Source organism: Providencia sneebia DSM 19967, assembly GCF_000314895.2.
Classification (GTDB): domain Bacteria; phylum Pseudomonadota; class Gammaproteobacteria; order Enterobacterales; family Enterobacteriaceae; genus Providencia; species Providencia sneebia.
This window is the reverse complement of record NZ_CM001773.1, coordinates 3,507,949-3,523,170: the sequence shown is the minus strand read 5'-3', so window position 1 is coordinate 3,523,170 and position 15,222 is coordinate 3,507,949. Positions and strand designations below refer to the sequence as shown.

The window sequence follows — 15,222 nt, the reverse complement described above, 5'->3', positions numbered from 1 at the left end:
GATAACAGATGAAAGGGGACTAATTTACTTTTATTGTTATTAGTGCCTAGTCATCCATTTGATATAAATTACTGCTTCTTTTGAGGCAGTAATTTATTCAATTTAATCATTACTGCATATTTAAAGAACAGGAATATATTTTTAAATACGGCGGATGTTTTCACCCTAGTGAGCAATCAATACTATCGGTTAATAAATGAAATAAACACCCAACAGCAACCGCTTTCAACTTCCATGATGGTATTAAAAATAAAATTGCATAGGCAATAGCAGCCCAAACGGTGTGTAATGGATGAAAGCCAATACTACAGCGATTGGGATCAAATATTGGATCTGCAAATAAATGGTCTAGGTCGATTGCCATCGTTGCTAGCATGATAAGAGCGGCGGCTTTCCAATTCTTACCCCAAAAAAGATAAGCAATTAAGACAGGGGCTAAAAAATGCAGCCCATAATGTAGAATATTTCTAAAAATTTCAAATGCCACACAACGACCTTAAAATGTTTTTACCTTGCTAATCTTATTTAGATTTTACATGATTTTTCTTAATATTGAGCTATTTGGAATAAATCGGTAAAGATAATGAGCGTTAAATTCAATGATTAGCACTATTTCTTAACGTTTTATATATAGCATCAACCTTTTATTCTTATGGTTTTACACCCATTTTTTATCATAAAATTGGACAATCATCACTATTGTTACCCCTAAATGCGGAACTTGGATAAATCACCTTGATCCTTGATGGTAAACTCAGGTTTAATAAGGGTAATGATTTGCGCAAACTATCACCTTTAAGTGATATTTTACGCAAGCAACAGGATTCAGTTCTACGATAGCTTAATTTGTTAACAATTCGCAGACACGAATGTGGCGAATAATTGCTGTATGGATGAAATTGCGTTAGTTTCATTGTATTGCCCGTTATATTTTAGTCATTGATAAGTGAATGATTTGATGTTTTTTTATGCAAAGCAAAATTGTTTTGCGCAAGCTTATCTATTGCTCAATGATTTAGGGAATTTAAGTGAAAAAGCAAACATTCCGTATTGCGTTGTGAAAATTGGTTTAAGTACGTTTTTATCCGACCTGGAGTATACTAATGACGACTCGTAAAACCCTTGCTAATGCTATCCGCTTTCTAAGTATGGATGCGGTTCAAAAAGCAAAATCAGGGCACCCTGGCGCGCCTATGGGCATGGCTGATATTGCTGAAGTTCTATGGCGTGACTTTATGAAGCATAACCCAGAAGATCCACACTGGGCAGATCGCGACCGCTTTGTTTTATCAAATGGTCATGGTTCTATGCTACTTTATAGCTTGTTGCATCTGACAGGTTATGACTTATCTATTGATGATTTAAAAAACTTCCGTCAACTTCACTCTAAAACACCAGGCCATCCAGAATATGGCTATACTCCAGGTGTTGAAACAACAACCGGTCCATTAGGACAAGGTATTGCAAACGCAGTTGGGTTTGCTATTGCAGAGCGTACATTAGCAGCACAATTTAACCGCCCTGGCCATGACATTGTTGATCATCACACTTATGTATTCATGGGTGATGGTTGTATGATGGAAGGTATTTCTCATGAAGTGTGCTCATTAGCGGGTACATTAAAACTGAACAAGCTTGTTGCATTCTATGACGACAATGGTATTTCCATTGATGGTCATGTTCAAGGTTGGTTTACTGACGATACAGCGGCTCGTTTTGAAGCTTATGGCTGGCACGTGATCCGTGATATTGATGGTCATGATGCTGATCAAATCCATGCAGCAATCACTGAAGCACATCGCGAAACTGAAAAACCAACATTAATTATATGCAAAACAATTATTGGTTTTGGTTCACCGCACAAAGCAGGTACAGAAGCTGTTCATGGTGCGCCACTGGGTGATGCAGAAATTGCAGCAACTCGTGATGCCCTAGGTTGGAAATTTGCACCTTTTGAAATTCCTCAAGATATTTATCAAGCTTGGGATGCGCGTGTTGAAGGTACAGAAAAAGAAGCTGCTTGGAATGAAAAATTTGCAGCTTATGCGAAAGAATTCCCTGAATTAGCGAAAGAGTTTACACGCCGTATGGCGGGTGATTTGCCAGCAGATTTTGATGCGGAAGCGAAAAAATTTGTTGAGCATCTACAAGAAAATCCTGCCAATATCGCTAGCCGTAAAGCATCACAAAATACAATCGAAGCTTTCGGTAAAGTATTGCCTGAGCTACTGGGTGGTTCAGCTGACTTAGCACCAAGTAACTTGACTATGTGGTCAGGTTCTAAGCCTCTAAATGAATTCATTGATGGTAACTATATTCATTATGGTGTTCGTGAATTCGGAATGGCAGCAATCATGAATGGTATTGCGCTTCATGGCGGTTTCATTCCTTATGGTGCAACTTTCTTGATGTTCGTTGAGTATGCACGTAATGCTGTGCGTATGGCTGCATTGATGAAACTGCGGACTATATTTGTCTTCACTCATGACTCAATTGGTCTAGGTGAAGATGGTCCAACTCACCAACCTGTTGAGCAATTGGCAAGTTTGCGTGTAACGCCAAACATGAACACTTGGCGTCCTTGTGACCAAGTTGAATCTGCGGTGGCATGGAAACATGCAGTAGAACACAAACATGGTCCAAGTGTACTTGTTTTCTCTCGTCAGAATTTGGAGCAACAACCTCGTACTGCTAAACAATTAGCAGATATTGAGAAAGGGGCTTACATCCTGAAAGATTGTGAAGGCCAGCCTGAGTTGATTTATATTGCAACAGGTTCTGAGGTGGAAATTGCTGTTAAAGCAGCTGAGCAATTGACAGCGGAAGGCCGCAAAGTTCGCGTGATTTCTATGCCTTCAACAGAAGTTTTTGATAAACAAGATGCGGCATATCGTGAAGCTGTTCTGCCTTCAAACGTGACTAAACGTATTGCGATTGAAGCGGGTATCACTGATTTCTGGTTTAAATATACTGGATTGAATGGTGCAATTATTGGTATGCATTCATTTGGTGAATCTGCGCCTGCCGAAGAGTTATTTAAAGAGTTTGGCATTACAGTTGAAAATGCAGTAGAAACGGCAAAAACACTACTTAAATAAGGGTTAATGACTAATTAATTACAATGTTGTTGAATTGAAATTGGTCATATTAATCGCAAAATACGCTCCTATATCAATTTTGGTATAGGAGCGTTGTTTTTTTGTTCATTGCTACCTTTTTTGCTATTGCGTTCTCAGAATATATCCCGTAATGTAATTCTACATTAGCTGAAGCGTTTCAGTTTTTACTGCAATAAGATTAAAAATGTTAGAAAAAATTTCAAAATTGTAGGTTGAAGCACAATTTTGATGTTTGACAGTTAAAATGAGCAGTAGAGTTTGAATGAGTCAGTTATCCTTATCAGCCGAGTGATTTTGTTGAAATTCAAGGTGTAGGATGCCAATTAAAGTGGCGATTAACGGTTTTGGCCGGATCGGGAGAAGTGTACTAAGAGCATTATATGAATCAGGGCGTCGCGCTGAAATCGTCGTTGTGGCGATTAATGAATTGGCGGTTCCTGAAGGTATTGCTCACTTACTGAAGTATGACTCAAGTCACGGGCGCTTTGCTTGGGATGTCCGACTTAATGGCTCATCTTTACAGGTGGGTGATGATAATATCCGCTTATTCCACCAACCTGAGATTAGTTCATTACCTTGGAAAGATCTCGGCATTGATATTGTGCTTGATTGCAGTGGCGTTTATGGCTCACGAGAGGATGGTATAAAACATCTTGAAGCGGGTGCTAAAAAAGTTCTTTTCTCCCATCCCGGAACAGATGATCTTGATGCTACCGTTGTTTATGGCGTCAATCATCAAAACCTGACCACTGAAAGCAAAATTGTTTCAAACGCATCTTGTACCACAAACTGCATTATTCCAATTATAAAGCTACTTGATGATGCTTTTGGAATTGAATCTGGTACCGTGACAACAATTCATGCATCAATGAATGATCAACCTGTTATTGATGCATATCACCATGATTTGAGAAGAACCAGAGCCGCTAGCCAATCAATTATTCCTGTTGATACTAAGTTAGCCGCAGGCATTGCACGAATTTTACCTAAATTTAAAGATCATTTTGAAGCGATTTCTGTCCGTGTTCCGACGACCAATGTGACAGCCATTGATTTGAGTGTTACCGTGCATAATGAAGTCTGTGTTACCAAAGTAAATCAACTATTGCAGAGCGCAGCTCATGGACAATTTCGTGGTATAGTAGACTATACTGAATTACCGCTTGTTTCGATGGACTTCAATCATGACCCACATAGCGCGATTGTTGATGGCACCCAAACCCGAGTCAGCGGTAAACATTTAATTAAAACCCTTGTTTGGTGTGATAATGAATGGGGGTTTGCTAACCGGATGCTAGATACTACACTGGCAATGGCAGCAACAGGTTTCAACTAGTTAATGTTGGATATTATTTAAAGCCACTTAAATATCCATGTCGCATTAATGAAAATTTTATAGAGAATCAACAAGAGGATTCACCATGTCTGTAATTAAGATGACCGATTTGGACCTAGTGGGTAAACGCGTTTTCATCCGTTCTGACCTAAACGTTCCTGTAAAAGACGGCAAAGTTACTTCTGATGCACGTATTCGTGCTTCATTACCAACAATCGAGAATGCTCTCAAGCAAGGTGCTAAAGTCATGGTTACATCTCACCTCGGTCGTCCGACTGAAGGTGAATATAATGAAGAGTTTTCTCTGCAACCTGTTGTTGACTATCTGGCAGAAAAAATTGATTACCCAGTTCGCCTAGTTAAAGATTATCTTGATGGTGTTGATGTTGCAGATGGCGAATTAGTTGTTCTTGAAAACGTCCGTTTCAATAAAGGCGAAAAGAAAGACGACGAAACACTCGCAAAACAATACGCAGCTCTTTGTGATGTTTATGTTATGGATGCTTTTGGTACAGCTCACCGTGCGCAAGCATCAACACACGGCGTTGCAAAATATGCACCTGTTGCTTGTGCAGGTCCTTTGCTTAGCGCGGAACTTGAAGCACTTGGTAAAGCATTAGGTAATCCAGCGCGTCCAATGGTGGCAATTGTTGGTGGTTCAAAAGTATCAACTAAGCTGACTGTATTAGATTCACTCTCTAAAATTGCTGACCAACTGATTGTTGGTGGCGGTATCGCAAATACATTTATCGCAGCAGAAGGCAATAACGTTGGTCGCTCTCTTTATGAAGCAGACCTTATTCCTGAAGCTAAAAAACTACTGGCTAATTGTGATATTCCAGTTCCAACAGATGTTCGCGTTGCAACTGAATTTTCTGAAACTGCAGAAGCAACACTGAAACCAAGTTCAGAAATTAAAGATGACGAACAAATTCTGGATTTAGGTGATGTTTCAGCAGAACGTCTGGCTGAAATCCTAAAAAGTGCAAAAACAATTTTGTGGAATGGCCCAGTAGGCGTATTTGAATTCCCTAATTTCCGCAAAGGAACTGAAATTGTTGCCCGCGCTATTGCGGATAGTGATGCATTCTCTATCGCTGGCGGTGGTGACACCTTAGCTGCAATCGACCTATTTGGTATTGCAGATAAAATTTCATACATTTCAACTGGTGGCGGTGCTTTCCTTGAGTTTGTTGAAGGTAAGAAACTACCCGCTGTTGTAATGCTGGAAGAACGTGCTAAAGCGTAATTCATTTTCAATGATTAATACAAAGTGGAGTTAGCCAAATTTCTCTGCTTTGTCTGCAACTACAAGCAGTTTAGGCTGCTTGTTTAACACAGGATCTTTTCACATGTCTAAAATTTTTGATTTTGTTAAACCAGGTGTTATCACAGGTGACGATGTACAGAAAGTTTTCGCAGTTGCCAAAGAAAATAATTTTGCATTGCCAGCAGTGAACTGTGTTGGTACAGATTCAATTAATGCTGTACTTGAAGCTGCTGCAAAAGTACGTGCTCCAGTTATCGTTCAATTCTCAAATGGTGGTGCAGCATTTATCGCGGGTAAAGGCTTGAAAGCTGAAGGCCAAGAAGCGGCTATTCTAGGTGCTATTTCTGGTGCCCATCATGTTCACCAAATAGCTGAGCACTATGGTGTTCCTGTTATTCTGCATACTGACCACTGTGCACGTAAATTACTTCCGTGGATCGATGGTCTTTTAGATGCGGGTGAAAAACACTACGCGAAAACAGGTAAACCACTATTTTCTTCACACATGATTGATCTCTCTGAAGAAACTTTAGAAGAAAACATCGAAATCTGTGCAAAATACCTTGCTCGTATGGCGAAAATCGACATGACATTGGAGATTGAGCTAGGTTGTACTGGTGGTGAAGAAGACGGTGTTGATAACACAGGTATGGATAGCTCAGAACTTTATACTCAACCTGAAGATGTTGCATATGCTTATGAAAAATTAAGCGCAGTAAGCCCACGTTTCACTATTGCAGCTTCTTTTGGTAACGTTCACGGCGTTTACAAACCAGGTAACGTACAGTTAACACCAAAAATTCTACGTAATTCACAAGATTTCGTTTCTAAGAAATTTAACCTACCACACAACAGCCTAGACTTCGTATTCCACGGTGGTTCCGGTTCAAGCGCTGAAGAAATTAAAGAAGCTGTGGGCTATGGTGTGATTAAAATGAATATCGATACTGATACCCAATGGGCAACTTGGGATGGTATTTTGAATTACTATAAAAAGAATGAAGCTTATCTACAAGCACAATTGGGTAACCCTGAAGGTGCTGATAAGCCAAATAAAAAATACTACGATCCACGTGTATGGCTGCGTAAAGCACAAGACTCAATGGTTGTTCGTCTAGAACAAGCATTCAAAGAACTAAACTGTGTTGATGTTCTGTAATCACATTTAGATCTTAGCCATACATAAAACCTTTATCAGGTTTTGAAATGCCTTCAATAGTTGGAGTATCAATTATTGGGGGCTTTTTTGTATTAAAAAACCGCCGATAATTTCATGATTTTATTTTAAATATCAATTTGTTTCTTTTTAATCGCCAGTCAAATAACTATCTGATGATAAGAGGGCGAGGAAATATATATCGAGTATAAATTATATATAACGAATTCTAAAAGGTAGGCGATAGGATTTGTTGTACATGGGGAAGAGAAAGATAGCCATTCTTATTTTTAAAAATCTCCTACCCGTATGAGTAGGAGAGGTCTATTTAGAACTTATATGTGAAATCAATAGTGACAGTTCGTCCCGGCGCAGGCATTAAACTAAGTGCCATTGGGTCGACATAGTATTCATCCGTTAAGTTACTTACAGTTAAGTTAACAGCTGCATTTGGTGTGAATTGATAATTCGCATAAGCATCATAAGTCACCGTTGATAAATACGTCATTTGCGCCCCGGTCATACCGCTTGTATGCCAACTACGATTTAGCTTATGTGTTGGCCCACTGTTGTAGATCCGGCGGACACCAATATCTAAATTACGATCATCAAGTAATCTTACGCCAAGTGTTGTATTAATACTGTATTTTGGCGGATTCGTAATATTTGCGAGAGAGGTAGTGAAACCACCATCAACACAATTTGGTGTATTTGGATCACCATAGGGATCTTTACGAATACGTTCAGCTGATTTTTGATCGCAAGTTGAAGCATCTAAATAGTAATTACCTGAAATATCTGTATAGAATCGCCCTTGATCATAAGTAAAGCTGTACTCAATGCCGGATGTTTTATAGAGGTCAACATTTTCAATAACCCATGATGAGTCTGTTGGATAATAGCCTCGGGTAACCATGTCATGTAAATCACTTTTAAACCAAGCGACTTTAGCTGACAATTTATCATCTTCCATCAACAATGAATTTTGGATTGTTGATACACCAACCTCAATCACTTTATTTTTTCGGGTTTTAAATCAGCAGAAGGAATAGAAGTCCAGTTTCCTAGTGTTGATTCAAAGATAGTTGGGTTTTTATATGACTCAGTGTATTTAGCATAAATCTGGCTAGTTTCATCAAGATTAAATGCAATACCAAACTGAGGACTAAAATTATTACCTTTACGTTCTATCGGTTTTGTATAGGCATATTCGGTAGTGATTTTCTTCTGCAATACAGACTGCTCTGGTGGACGAGGGTCGCGCTCATAGCCATCAAAATCATATTTTTCCCCCAGCGTTGTATTGGCATAAGGGGTATTTTTTAGTGATTCAAGTGTGTAATTACCTTGCTCATCTGGCCACCATTCCATGTACCAAATTTCTGGCCACTCTTTAAAATACTCGCCATTTTTTTTCATTCTAGCGAAGGTATATTCCTGCATACGGAATTTACTTGCATAGAAAGTGCTATTTCTGTCGCGGACATTATATTCGCTATAGCGCCCACCCGCTTGCAAGGTGAGCCAACTGACAGGTTTATATTCTAATGAGCTAGATAAGCTATACTCTTTGCGAACACCACTGCGTAAGAAACGATTTTTTTCTAAATTTGAGGTTAATACTGGGGAATTAGGGCCAGTATCTTCATGTTGGAATGACCCGCCAATGGTGAAATTAAATTCACCAATACGGCTTTCAAATTGAGATCGGTTAGTTAAATTTACCCCATAGCGATCTGCTTTTATATCAGATAAAAGCCCTTGCTTATATTCTTCGCTTAATGGATCAGGAAGTTGTTCTGTACTCTGATCGAAAACAGGAACATTACCTATGTTAGCATTGTACATTCGACTTATTGCGTGCGTGTACCAAACTTCTGATGTGAGATTTAACCAATCATTATCTGGATTGTAATTATGCTTAGCAGAAAGTGCATCAATGGTAATTTTGCTAGGAACAAATTGGGCTGAATTACCATTGCTATCAGGGCTAGAAATCATGGAAGGCATAATTTCCCCCCAGCTAGCATCATAGCGGCGGTAAATGACTTCTAACTTTTGATCATCGGTCAGCTCTGCTGCACCTTTTAGCAACCAAGATTCGCTTCGATTATGGGTGTCGAGAACTTCTTTGCCCGCAGGATAAGCTTTTACCACTGCGGCGGTTGTCATCCCTGTTCCTGCTGTATTGGTATAATGTGCATCACTATAGCGGTTTTCGCCATTTTTACCTGAAAAATAGTTGCCTTGAGTGCGATAAGCATAAGCTGCAAGCAATTGATAACGATCTTGGTCGGTCGCCATGGCAACACTGCCGAAACGGCTATTTAAACTTGGCCATGAGCTAGAATTGTCCGAATCACGGGTTTTTACACGGAAGCCTGATCGTTCTGAAATGGTATTACTTGCCATTCCCCCACGTAAACGAACACCAAAAGTTTCCCCTTTTGGGATCACATCTGCGGGCTGTAAGGTGGTGACTCGAACAACTCCGCCAATGGCTCCAGTAGCATCTGTAGCCAAAGTTGGCCCTTTATCAATTTGTACTTTGCTGATTAAATCTGGGTCGAGATAGCTTCGTTGTTGAACACCTGCATATCCGCGATAGGTATCAATGGATTGCTGAGTTCCGTCCACAATAACGGGTACTCGACTTTGCCCTTGTAAACCGCGAATATTAACATCTAATGCACCACCATTGCGGATATCGCCGAGATGAACACCACTAACGCCTCGTAGAAAATCAGCTGCGGAGTTTCCTCTAAAACGTTCAACTATTTTGCCATCAATATAGGAAGATGAGCCAAGTTGTAAATAGGGATAATCAGTATCAAGTTCCTTTTGTGATTTTCCTGAAACCTTTAATGGCCCTAATTGTGTCAGGTTTTCCTGAGATAAATTTTTTGTTTCATCTTGAGCAATAACTATCCCACTTGCCATAAATGGGCTAACACCAATAAGAATTTTCAGAAGCTGTGTAATAGGCTTCATAGAATAATTTTTCATGATAAGTTTTTTTATAAAACAGTAGTTGGTATTAACATACTAAATGTTAATAATTATCATTCAATATGCAAATTTATCATTAATATCAAAAAGATGTTTTGTACTGCTTGATTGATTTAAAAATAGAGTAAGCATAGAAAATTTACATTTAGGCAGTCTATATAACGACATAATGTTTGTCGGGTTATATCTATTTTGATAAATATTTAGGATAAAAGATGTATTATTATTTAAATAAAATAGGTTTTTTTATTTAACTAAATTTTTTGAGATAAATTTAGTTAAGTATTAAGTGTATTACATTTCACTTAAGGGAAATGTTTTGATTGTTTTATAAAATATCTTATTTCAAATTAATATTAGGTATATGAAAATATTCTAAAGCTGAAATTTTTGGAAGGTATAAAATTGTGAGTTATTTCCCTTTAAAAGCTAGGTTATTATTTTAATTAGCCACTATAAATAAGGAAATATCACTTTATGCCAATTACTAAATTTCTATATTCTCTTTGTAGTAGAGAAACTGAATTAAATTCTAATCGCGCCATTCTAAATAAGAGCGAAAATCATAAATCAAAAGATAGCCATAAAATAAATGTATTAGATATCAATAATGTAAGTAATACATATAAAAAATATAATTATGTCATCATCACACCTAATAATACTCACTATTATAAGAATGTAGAGTTAAAAACTAAATTGGTTGATTATTCAGATAAAGACAATATACGAACACTTGCCGTAAATAAAGACTACCGCTCAGTCGGTCAAATAGCAAAGTATGAGACTTCATTAATTTGTAAAAATAGTAAAATTAAGGAGAGTTCCAAATTAGGGGTGATATCACAATTATTTATTGACGGTAAACAAGAATATTCAACGTCTTATGCTATCCGTAATGATGGATTTGATGGGGCAATCATTTTGTATTTAAACAAAGTGGTACAGGGAAATAAGCATCACTAATTTATCAGTTTAATAATGGATATTTAGGACATTAAAAATAACCTCATTCACACAATATTTTCAGTATGAATGAGGTTAATTTAATTTGCTTAGACGGTGACTGCCAAAATTTGTTGCATCATCACAGGATGGAATTTGCGTTTAAAATACACTAAGCCGTGACCTTCTTCTCTTACAATGATTTTTTTAATTTCAACCAAATAGACAGAGTGAGTTCCAATATCTTGGACTTGTGTAATTTCTCCTTCGAGGTTGGCTAAAGCATCTTTTAATAATGGCTGTTGTAACATGCCTCTATCCCAGACGCTCCAACTGAAACGCTCTTCCATTGTCGAGCCTTTCATTCCCGCAAAGTGGCAAGCCATCTCTTCTTGCTCGTGATTCAATATATTGACACACAGGCGGCCATTTTCCTGAAAGACCGCATTCATTGCGCTATTGCGGTTAACACACACCATCAAAGTCGGTGGCGTATCTGTGACAGAGCAGACCGCTGTTGCGGTGATCCCGCAACATCCCGCGGTGCCATCCGTGGTGACGATGTTCACTGCCGCACCAAGACTTGCCATCGCATCTCTGAAATTTAGGCGATGTTCATTTTCTAAAGACATATTGGCCTCCTGCTGCCGACTATTTCAGCAGCGAATCTAACTGATTAATATCATTGTTATTGTGCAGGTGTGGACGCTTCCAGCCATGTTGATCGTAATCAGACAAGCAGCGGTCAACCATATCTGTCATTGCTTTCATATTGCCAGAGCCGTATGAATGGCGTAGACATTGCAGGCGAATTTCATCTTGGCTGCCTGCATAGTTAATTTCATACAATTCATGACGACCACCAAACTCACTACCAATCGCATCCCACATTAATTTCAGGATCTTGATACGTTCAACATGATCCATACCATTTGAACCGCGCACATATTTAGCTAGGTATTTATCAATTTCTGGATTATTCATATCACGAACACTTGATGGTAAATAAATTAAACCACTTGTGACATTACTTTCGATGATATTTTTAATTTTTGTATAAGCCATTGGTGCCATAACACGATAAGTTTGAATGGCTTGCGTATCGGGTAAATAAGCACCACCTTCTCAAGCTTGCGCTTCAGATGTCATCGCATCGGTGAGTGACCAGAAAAGGTTTCGCCATGCGACAACTTCACCAAGGTCAGCTTGTACGCCACGAAAATCAATAACGCCAGTACATTCAAGACTTTTTTGTAATAATCCAGTAATAAAATCGAGTTTCACTGCTAAACGCACACAAGCTTGTAACGGGAATAAGCGAGCAAATCCACCTTGTACAGCCCAGTTACGAGCGCGTTCAAAATCACGATAAATCAATACGTTTTCCCAAGGGATTAAAACGTGATCCATAATTAATATGGCATCATTCTCATCAAATCGGCTTGATAATGGGTAGTCAAAAGGTGCTCCTGTTGCACCAGCAACTAATTCATAAGATGCCCGAGAAATAAGTTTTACACCATCAGCATCCATTGGTGCGACAAACATCAGTGCGAAATCAGGGTTATCACCCATAACTTGAGCTGAGCCGAAACCAATAAAATTGTAGTGAGTCAGCGCTGAGTTGGTTGCGACAACTTTTGCACCACTGACGATAATACCTGCATCTGTTTCTTTTTCCAGTTTGATATAGACATCTTTTACTTCATCCGCGGGTTTATGGCGGTCGATTGGTGGGTTAACAATCGCATGGTTAAAATATAAGCCACTTTCTTGAATACGTTTGTACCAATGGCGAGCATTATCAGCAAATTGGCCATAATATTCAGGGTTAGCACCTAAACAGCTGGCGAATGCCGCCTTATAATCTGGAGTGCGTCCCATCCATCCATAACTTTGACGTGACCAGTCTGCAATGGCATCGCGTTGCTGGCGCAGTTCATCTGGACTTGTCGCGAAGCGGAAGAATTTATGTGTGTATCCGTCGTTACCTGTATCGGTTCCCCAGCAAAGGCGGTCATGAGTCTCTTTATCATGAAGTGCATCATATAACTGTCCTATCGAAGCGGCTGAATTACGAAAAGCTGGATGCGTGGTGACATCTTTTACTCGCTCACCATAAATATAAATTTCGCGGCCATCTTGTAAACTTTTTAAATATTCTTGGCTATTGAATGGGCGTTTGGCATCGGAGCGAAAATCTTCTGGTTTCATGTCTACCTCGTTATTTCACAATCGCGCCAGCGATAGAATAGGGTACTTCGGTTCGCGGGCAGCCTTTTGTTAATTTTATGTTTGTTTTGTGTTTCTTAATTGAAGCGTTTTAGAGGGCGATAATAAAGAGATTTTCGAAAGGAATGCGGGTACTTTTCGTTGAAATGATAAGGTTGTTACGATTTTGTGATCGTTGTTGTGTTTGTGAATGTCGGTGTATTAATGTTTTTCATTATATTTTAATGGATTATGTTTCATTTCTACAATTTTAATTGATTTTTTATAGGATTATTTATGTTAATGAAATGTATTTTTTGATGGGTTTATAGATTTTTTGAGATAAGAATAGGACTTTTAAAAAAATAAATGAGGTAAAAATGTTTTTTATCATGCTTTTCGAAAATGAGTTTTTAGCAGATAAAATATTCGCTTTAGATTTTTAGTCTGTATAACATTTGATGTTAGTGAATATTTTCTTCACGCCATTGGCTTGGTGAATGACCAACCAGCCGGTTAAAAAATCGCGCAAAGTAGGCTGGGTCTTTGAAACCAAGTTGATAAGCAATTTCAGATATTGGGTTGTCGCTGAACAATAACATGCGTTTCGCTTCGCGTAATATCCGGTCGAAAATAAGTCGTTTAGGTGGACGATTAGCAAATCGCCGACACATATCTTTCAAACGGGATTCTGTTATTCCAAGTTTTTCAGCATATTCGGGAACAGAAAGATGTTGATGATAGTGTAAATCAATTAATTGGTTGAAATGTTGGAATAAACGATGTTCACCTCTTACACCACTGACAGCATGATCATCCAAAGGAATAGAGCGTAATAAAAAAGTAAATAGAGCTTGTGCAAGGGATGATAATACCTGATCACGGCCAGCATAATTATTTGCAGATTCTCTCGCCATCAATGCCCAATAATAATTAAAGGTGTTCAAATCCTCTTGTTTATCAGCAACAGATAAACAAATCGCAGGAATGGAAACAATATCAGGATTGGTAGGATAAAGAGATTCAAGTAAAGGCGTGATTAAATCTTGGCGAACAGTGAGCACATGCCCGTCAGTATCTTCTTGAGTGAAAAAAGCATGTGCAACAGAAGGCGGTGTTAAAATAAATAAAGGAGCTTGGACTGAATAGCGCTGTTCATCAAGCTGTAAAGTAATATGCCCCGTCTCAAGGTAATGAAGTTGAAAAAAACCATCATGTCGATGAGCTTGCATATCACGACCAAAAAATGCAGCCATATTACCGAAAGTTTGGTAATGGACATCGTCATTTCCTTGTGTTTCGTCGTAGTCTTTGCTGATGTCAATGTTAGTTATCATCCTATTTCCTCTTCATACTTCAAGCTGTAGCTTTGTTGGTGGCGCTCAATTCCCCAAGTCACATACTTATGTATGCTCCTTGGGAGAATTTCACTTACCGCCTCGCTACAACTCGAATTATTGTGAGGAAAGTTTTTCCTCTTCATGCTTCAAGCGGTAGCTTTATTGAGGGCGATTAACTCTCCCAAATTACATATTGATCCATGCTCCTTGGGAGAGTTTCACTTACCGCCTCGCTACAACTCGAATTATTTTGAGAAAAATGTTTCCTCTTCATGCTTCAAACTGTAGCAGCTATTTGTATTAAGGTGTTGCTCTTGGCCGTGAATTTTTCATTGGAATTAAGATAACTAATATTGCGCCAATGACTAATAATCCTGCGACAAAATATAATCCAGAGTTAAAACTTCCAGTCTGATCTTTAAGCCAACCAATTAATAATGGACTCACTGCGGAGCCTATATTGCCTGTCGCATTGATAACTGCAATACCAACAGCACGGGCGCGGAAACTGATGGACTGATCTGGCGTTGTCCAAAAAACGGCCATGGCAGTAAACCAGCAAAACCAATATTAATGCGGTCTAGGAATGAGAAAACAAATAATACAAATAAAAAGACAATTAATCGACGAAATAACTTTTTAATAACGCGTTGTTGTGGCTCAGTTAAGTTCTTATGCTGTTCTGCAGGATTTTTTTCAGCAACATTTATTTGTTCGCTCATTGCTAATTCCCTTATTTATATGCATTTAATGCTGTTATGGGTATAAGAGTGACTTAGGCAGACAACAATCTGTCTACCTTATATCGGTAAATAAATTTGTATTACTGTTCCTCT

The 15,222-nt window shown here is 38.6% G+C and carries 11 protein-coding genes and 2 pseudogenes; 5 read left to right on the top strand and 8 right to left on the bottom strand.

Annotation, left to right across the window (positions count from 1 at the left end; all coding sequences use genetic code 11):
• Positions 1-160: 160 nt before the first annotated feature.
• Complete coding sequence (locus OO7_RS14600; protein ID WP_008916701.1) at positions 161-487, bottom strand: DUF6122 family protein; 327 nt, start codon at positions 485-487, stop codon at positions 161-163.
• Between the two features lie 616 nt (positions 488-1,103).
• On the opposite strand from OO7_RS14600, the gene tkt reads away from it, so the two are divergent.
• From tkt to fbaA, 4 genes are all read left to right on the top strand, one after another.
• Positions 1,104-3,098: a transketolase gene (tkt, locus tag OO7_RS14595; protein ID WP_008916700.1), complete on the top strand. Its 1,995-nt coding sequence runs from the start codon at positions 1,104-1,106 to the stop codon at positions 3,096-3,098.
• A 337-nt stretch (positions 3,099-3,435) separates the two neighbouring features.
• Entirely contained in the window at positions 3,436-4,455 is a 1,020-nt protein-coding gene (gene epd / locus OO7_RS14590) for an erythrose-4-phosphate dehydrogenase (protein ID WP_008916699.1), read from the top strand.
• An 85-nt stretch (positions 4,456-4,540) separates the two neighbouring features.
• Entirely contained in the window at positions 4,541-5,704 is a 1,164-nt protein-coding gene (gene pgk, locus OO7_RS14585; protein WP_008916698.1) for a phosphoglycerate kinase, read from the top strand.
• Positions 5,705-5,807: 103 nt separating this feature from the next.
• Positions 5,808-6,884, top strand: a complete 1,077-nt coding sequence (fbaA, locus tag OO7_RS14580) for a class II fructose-bisphosphate aldolase (protein ID WP_008916697.1) — start codon at positions 5,808-5,810, stop codon at positions 6,882-6,884.
• Positions 6,885-7,209: 325 nt separating this feature from the next.
• Here fbaA and OO7_RS17570 read toward each other — a convergent pair whose 3' ends face one another.
• On the bottom strand, positions 7,210-7,896 hold the full coding sequence (locus tag OO7_RS17570; RefSeq protein ID WP_269077541.1) for a TonB-dependent receptor domain-containing protein: 687 nt from the start codon (positions 7,894-7,896) through the stop codon (positions 7,210-7,212).
• Complete coding sequence (locus tag OO7_RS14575; protein ID WP_269077540.1) at positions 7,893-9,872, bottom strand: TonB-dependent receptor domain-containing protein; 1,980 nt, start codon at positions 9,870-9,872, stop codon at positions 7,893-7,895. The genes OO7_RS17570 and OO7_RS14575 overlap by 4 nt, the downstream gene beginning before the upstream one ends.
• Positions 9,873-10,367: 495 nt before the next feature.
• Between OO7_RS14575 and OO7_RS14570 the strand changes: the two genes are divergently transcribed.
• Positions 10,368-10,856 carry a hypothetical protein gene (locus OO7_RS14570; RefSeq protein WP_008916696.1) on the top strand — a complete coding sequence of 163 codons (489 nt, stop codon included), beginning with the start codon at positions 10,368-10,370 and terminating at the stop codon, positions 10,854-10,856.
• An 89-nt stretch (positions 10,857-10,945) separates the two neighbouring features.
• Here OO7_RS14570 and hpaC read toward each other — a convergent pair whose 3' ends face one another.
• The 5 genes and pseudogenes from hpaC to OO7_RS14550 form a co-directional block, all read right to left on the bottom strand.
• Entirely contained in the window at positions 10,946-11,467 is a 522-nt protein-coding gene (hpaC, locus tag OO7_RS14565) for a 4-hydroxyphenylacetate 3-monooxygenase, reductase component (protein ID WP_008916695.1), read from the bottom strand.
• 19 nt (positions 11,468-11,486) lie between these two features.
• Positions 11,487-13,049: pseudogene (gene hpaB, locus OO7_RS14560) on the bottom strand (4-hydroxyphenylacetate 3-monooxygenase, oxygenase component).
• Positions 13,050-13,510: 461 nt separating this feature from the next.
• Complete coding sequence (gene hpaA / locus OO7_RS14555) at positions 13,511-14,383, bottom strand: 4-hydroxyphenylacetate catabolism regulatory protein HpaA (protein WP_008916694.1); 873 nt, start codon at positions 14,381-14,383, stop codon at positions 13,511-13,513.
• Positions 14,384-14,686: 303 nt separating this feature from the next.
• Positions 14,687-14,941 (bottom strand): annotated as a pseudogene (locus OO7_RS16590) (MFS transporter); the annotation flags it as partial.
• Positions 14,842-15,108, bottom strand: a complete 267-nt coding sequence (locus tag OO7_RS14550; protein WP_008916692.1) for a hypothetical protein — start codon at positions 15,106-15,108, stop codon at positions 14,842-14,844. The gene OO7_RS14550 and the pseudogene OO7_RS16590, both read right to left, overlap by 100 nt.
• Positions 15,109-15,222 lie beyond the last annotated feature (114 nt).

What these genes read in the sequence shown, in the direction of transcription:
- tkt (WP_008916700.1), top strand. Translation starts at nt 1,104, where the DNA reads ATGACGACTCGTAAAACCCTTGCTAATGCTATCCGCTTTCTAAGTATG.
- epd (WP_008916699.1), top strand. Translation starts at nt 3,436, where the DNA reads ATGCCAATTAAAGTGGCGATTAACGGTTTTGGCCGGATCGGGAGAAGT.
- pgk (WP_008916698.1), top strand. Translation starts at nt 4,541, where the DNA reads ATGTCTGTAATTAAGATGACCGATTTGGACCTAGTGGGTAAACGCGTT.
- fbaA (WP_008916697.1), top strand. Translation starts at nt 5,808, where the DNA reads ATGTCTAAAATTTTTGATTTTGTTAAACCAGGTGTTATCACAGGTGAC.
- OO7_RS14575 (WP_269077540.1), bottom strand. Translation starts at nt 9,872, where the DNA reads ATGAAGCCTATTACACAGCTTCTGAAAATTCTTATTGGTGTTAGCCCA.
- OO7_RS14570 (WP_008916696.1), top strand. Translation starts at nt 10,368, where the DNA reads ATGCCAATTACTAAATTTCTATATTCTCTTTGTAGTAGAGAAACTGAA.
- hpaC (WP_008916695.1), bottom strand. Translation starts at nt 11,467, where the DNA reads ATGTCTTTAGAAAATGAACATCGCCTAAATTTCAGAGATGCGATGGCA.
- hpaA (WP_008916694.1), bottom strand. Translation starts at nt 14,383, where the DNA reads ATGATAACTAACATTGACATCAGCAAAGACTACGACGAAACACAAGGA.
- OO7_RS14550 (WP_008916692.1), bottom strand. Translation starts at nt 15,108, where the DNA reads ATGAGCGAACAAATAAATGTTGCTGAAAAAAATCCTGCAGAACAGCAT.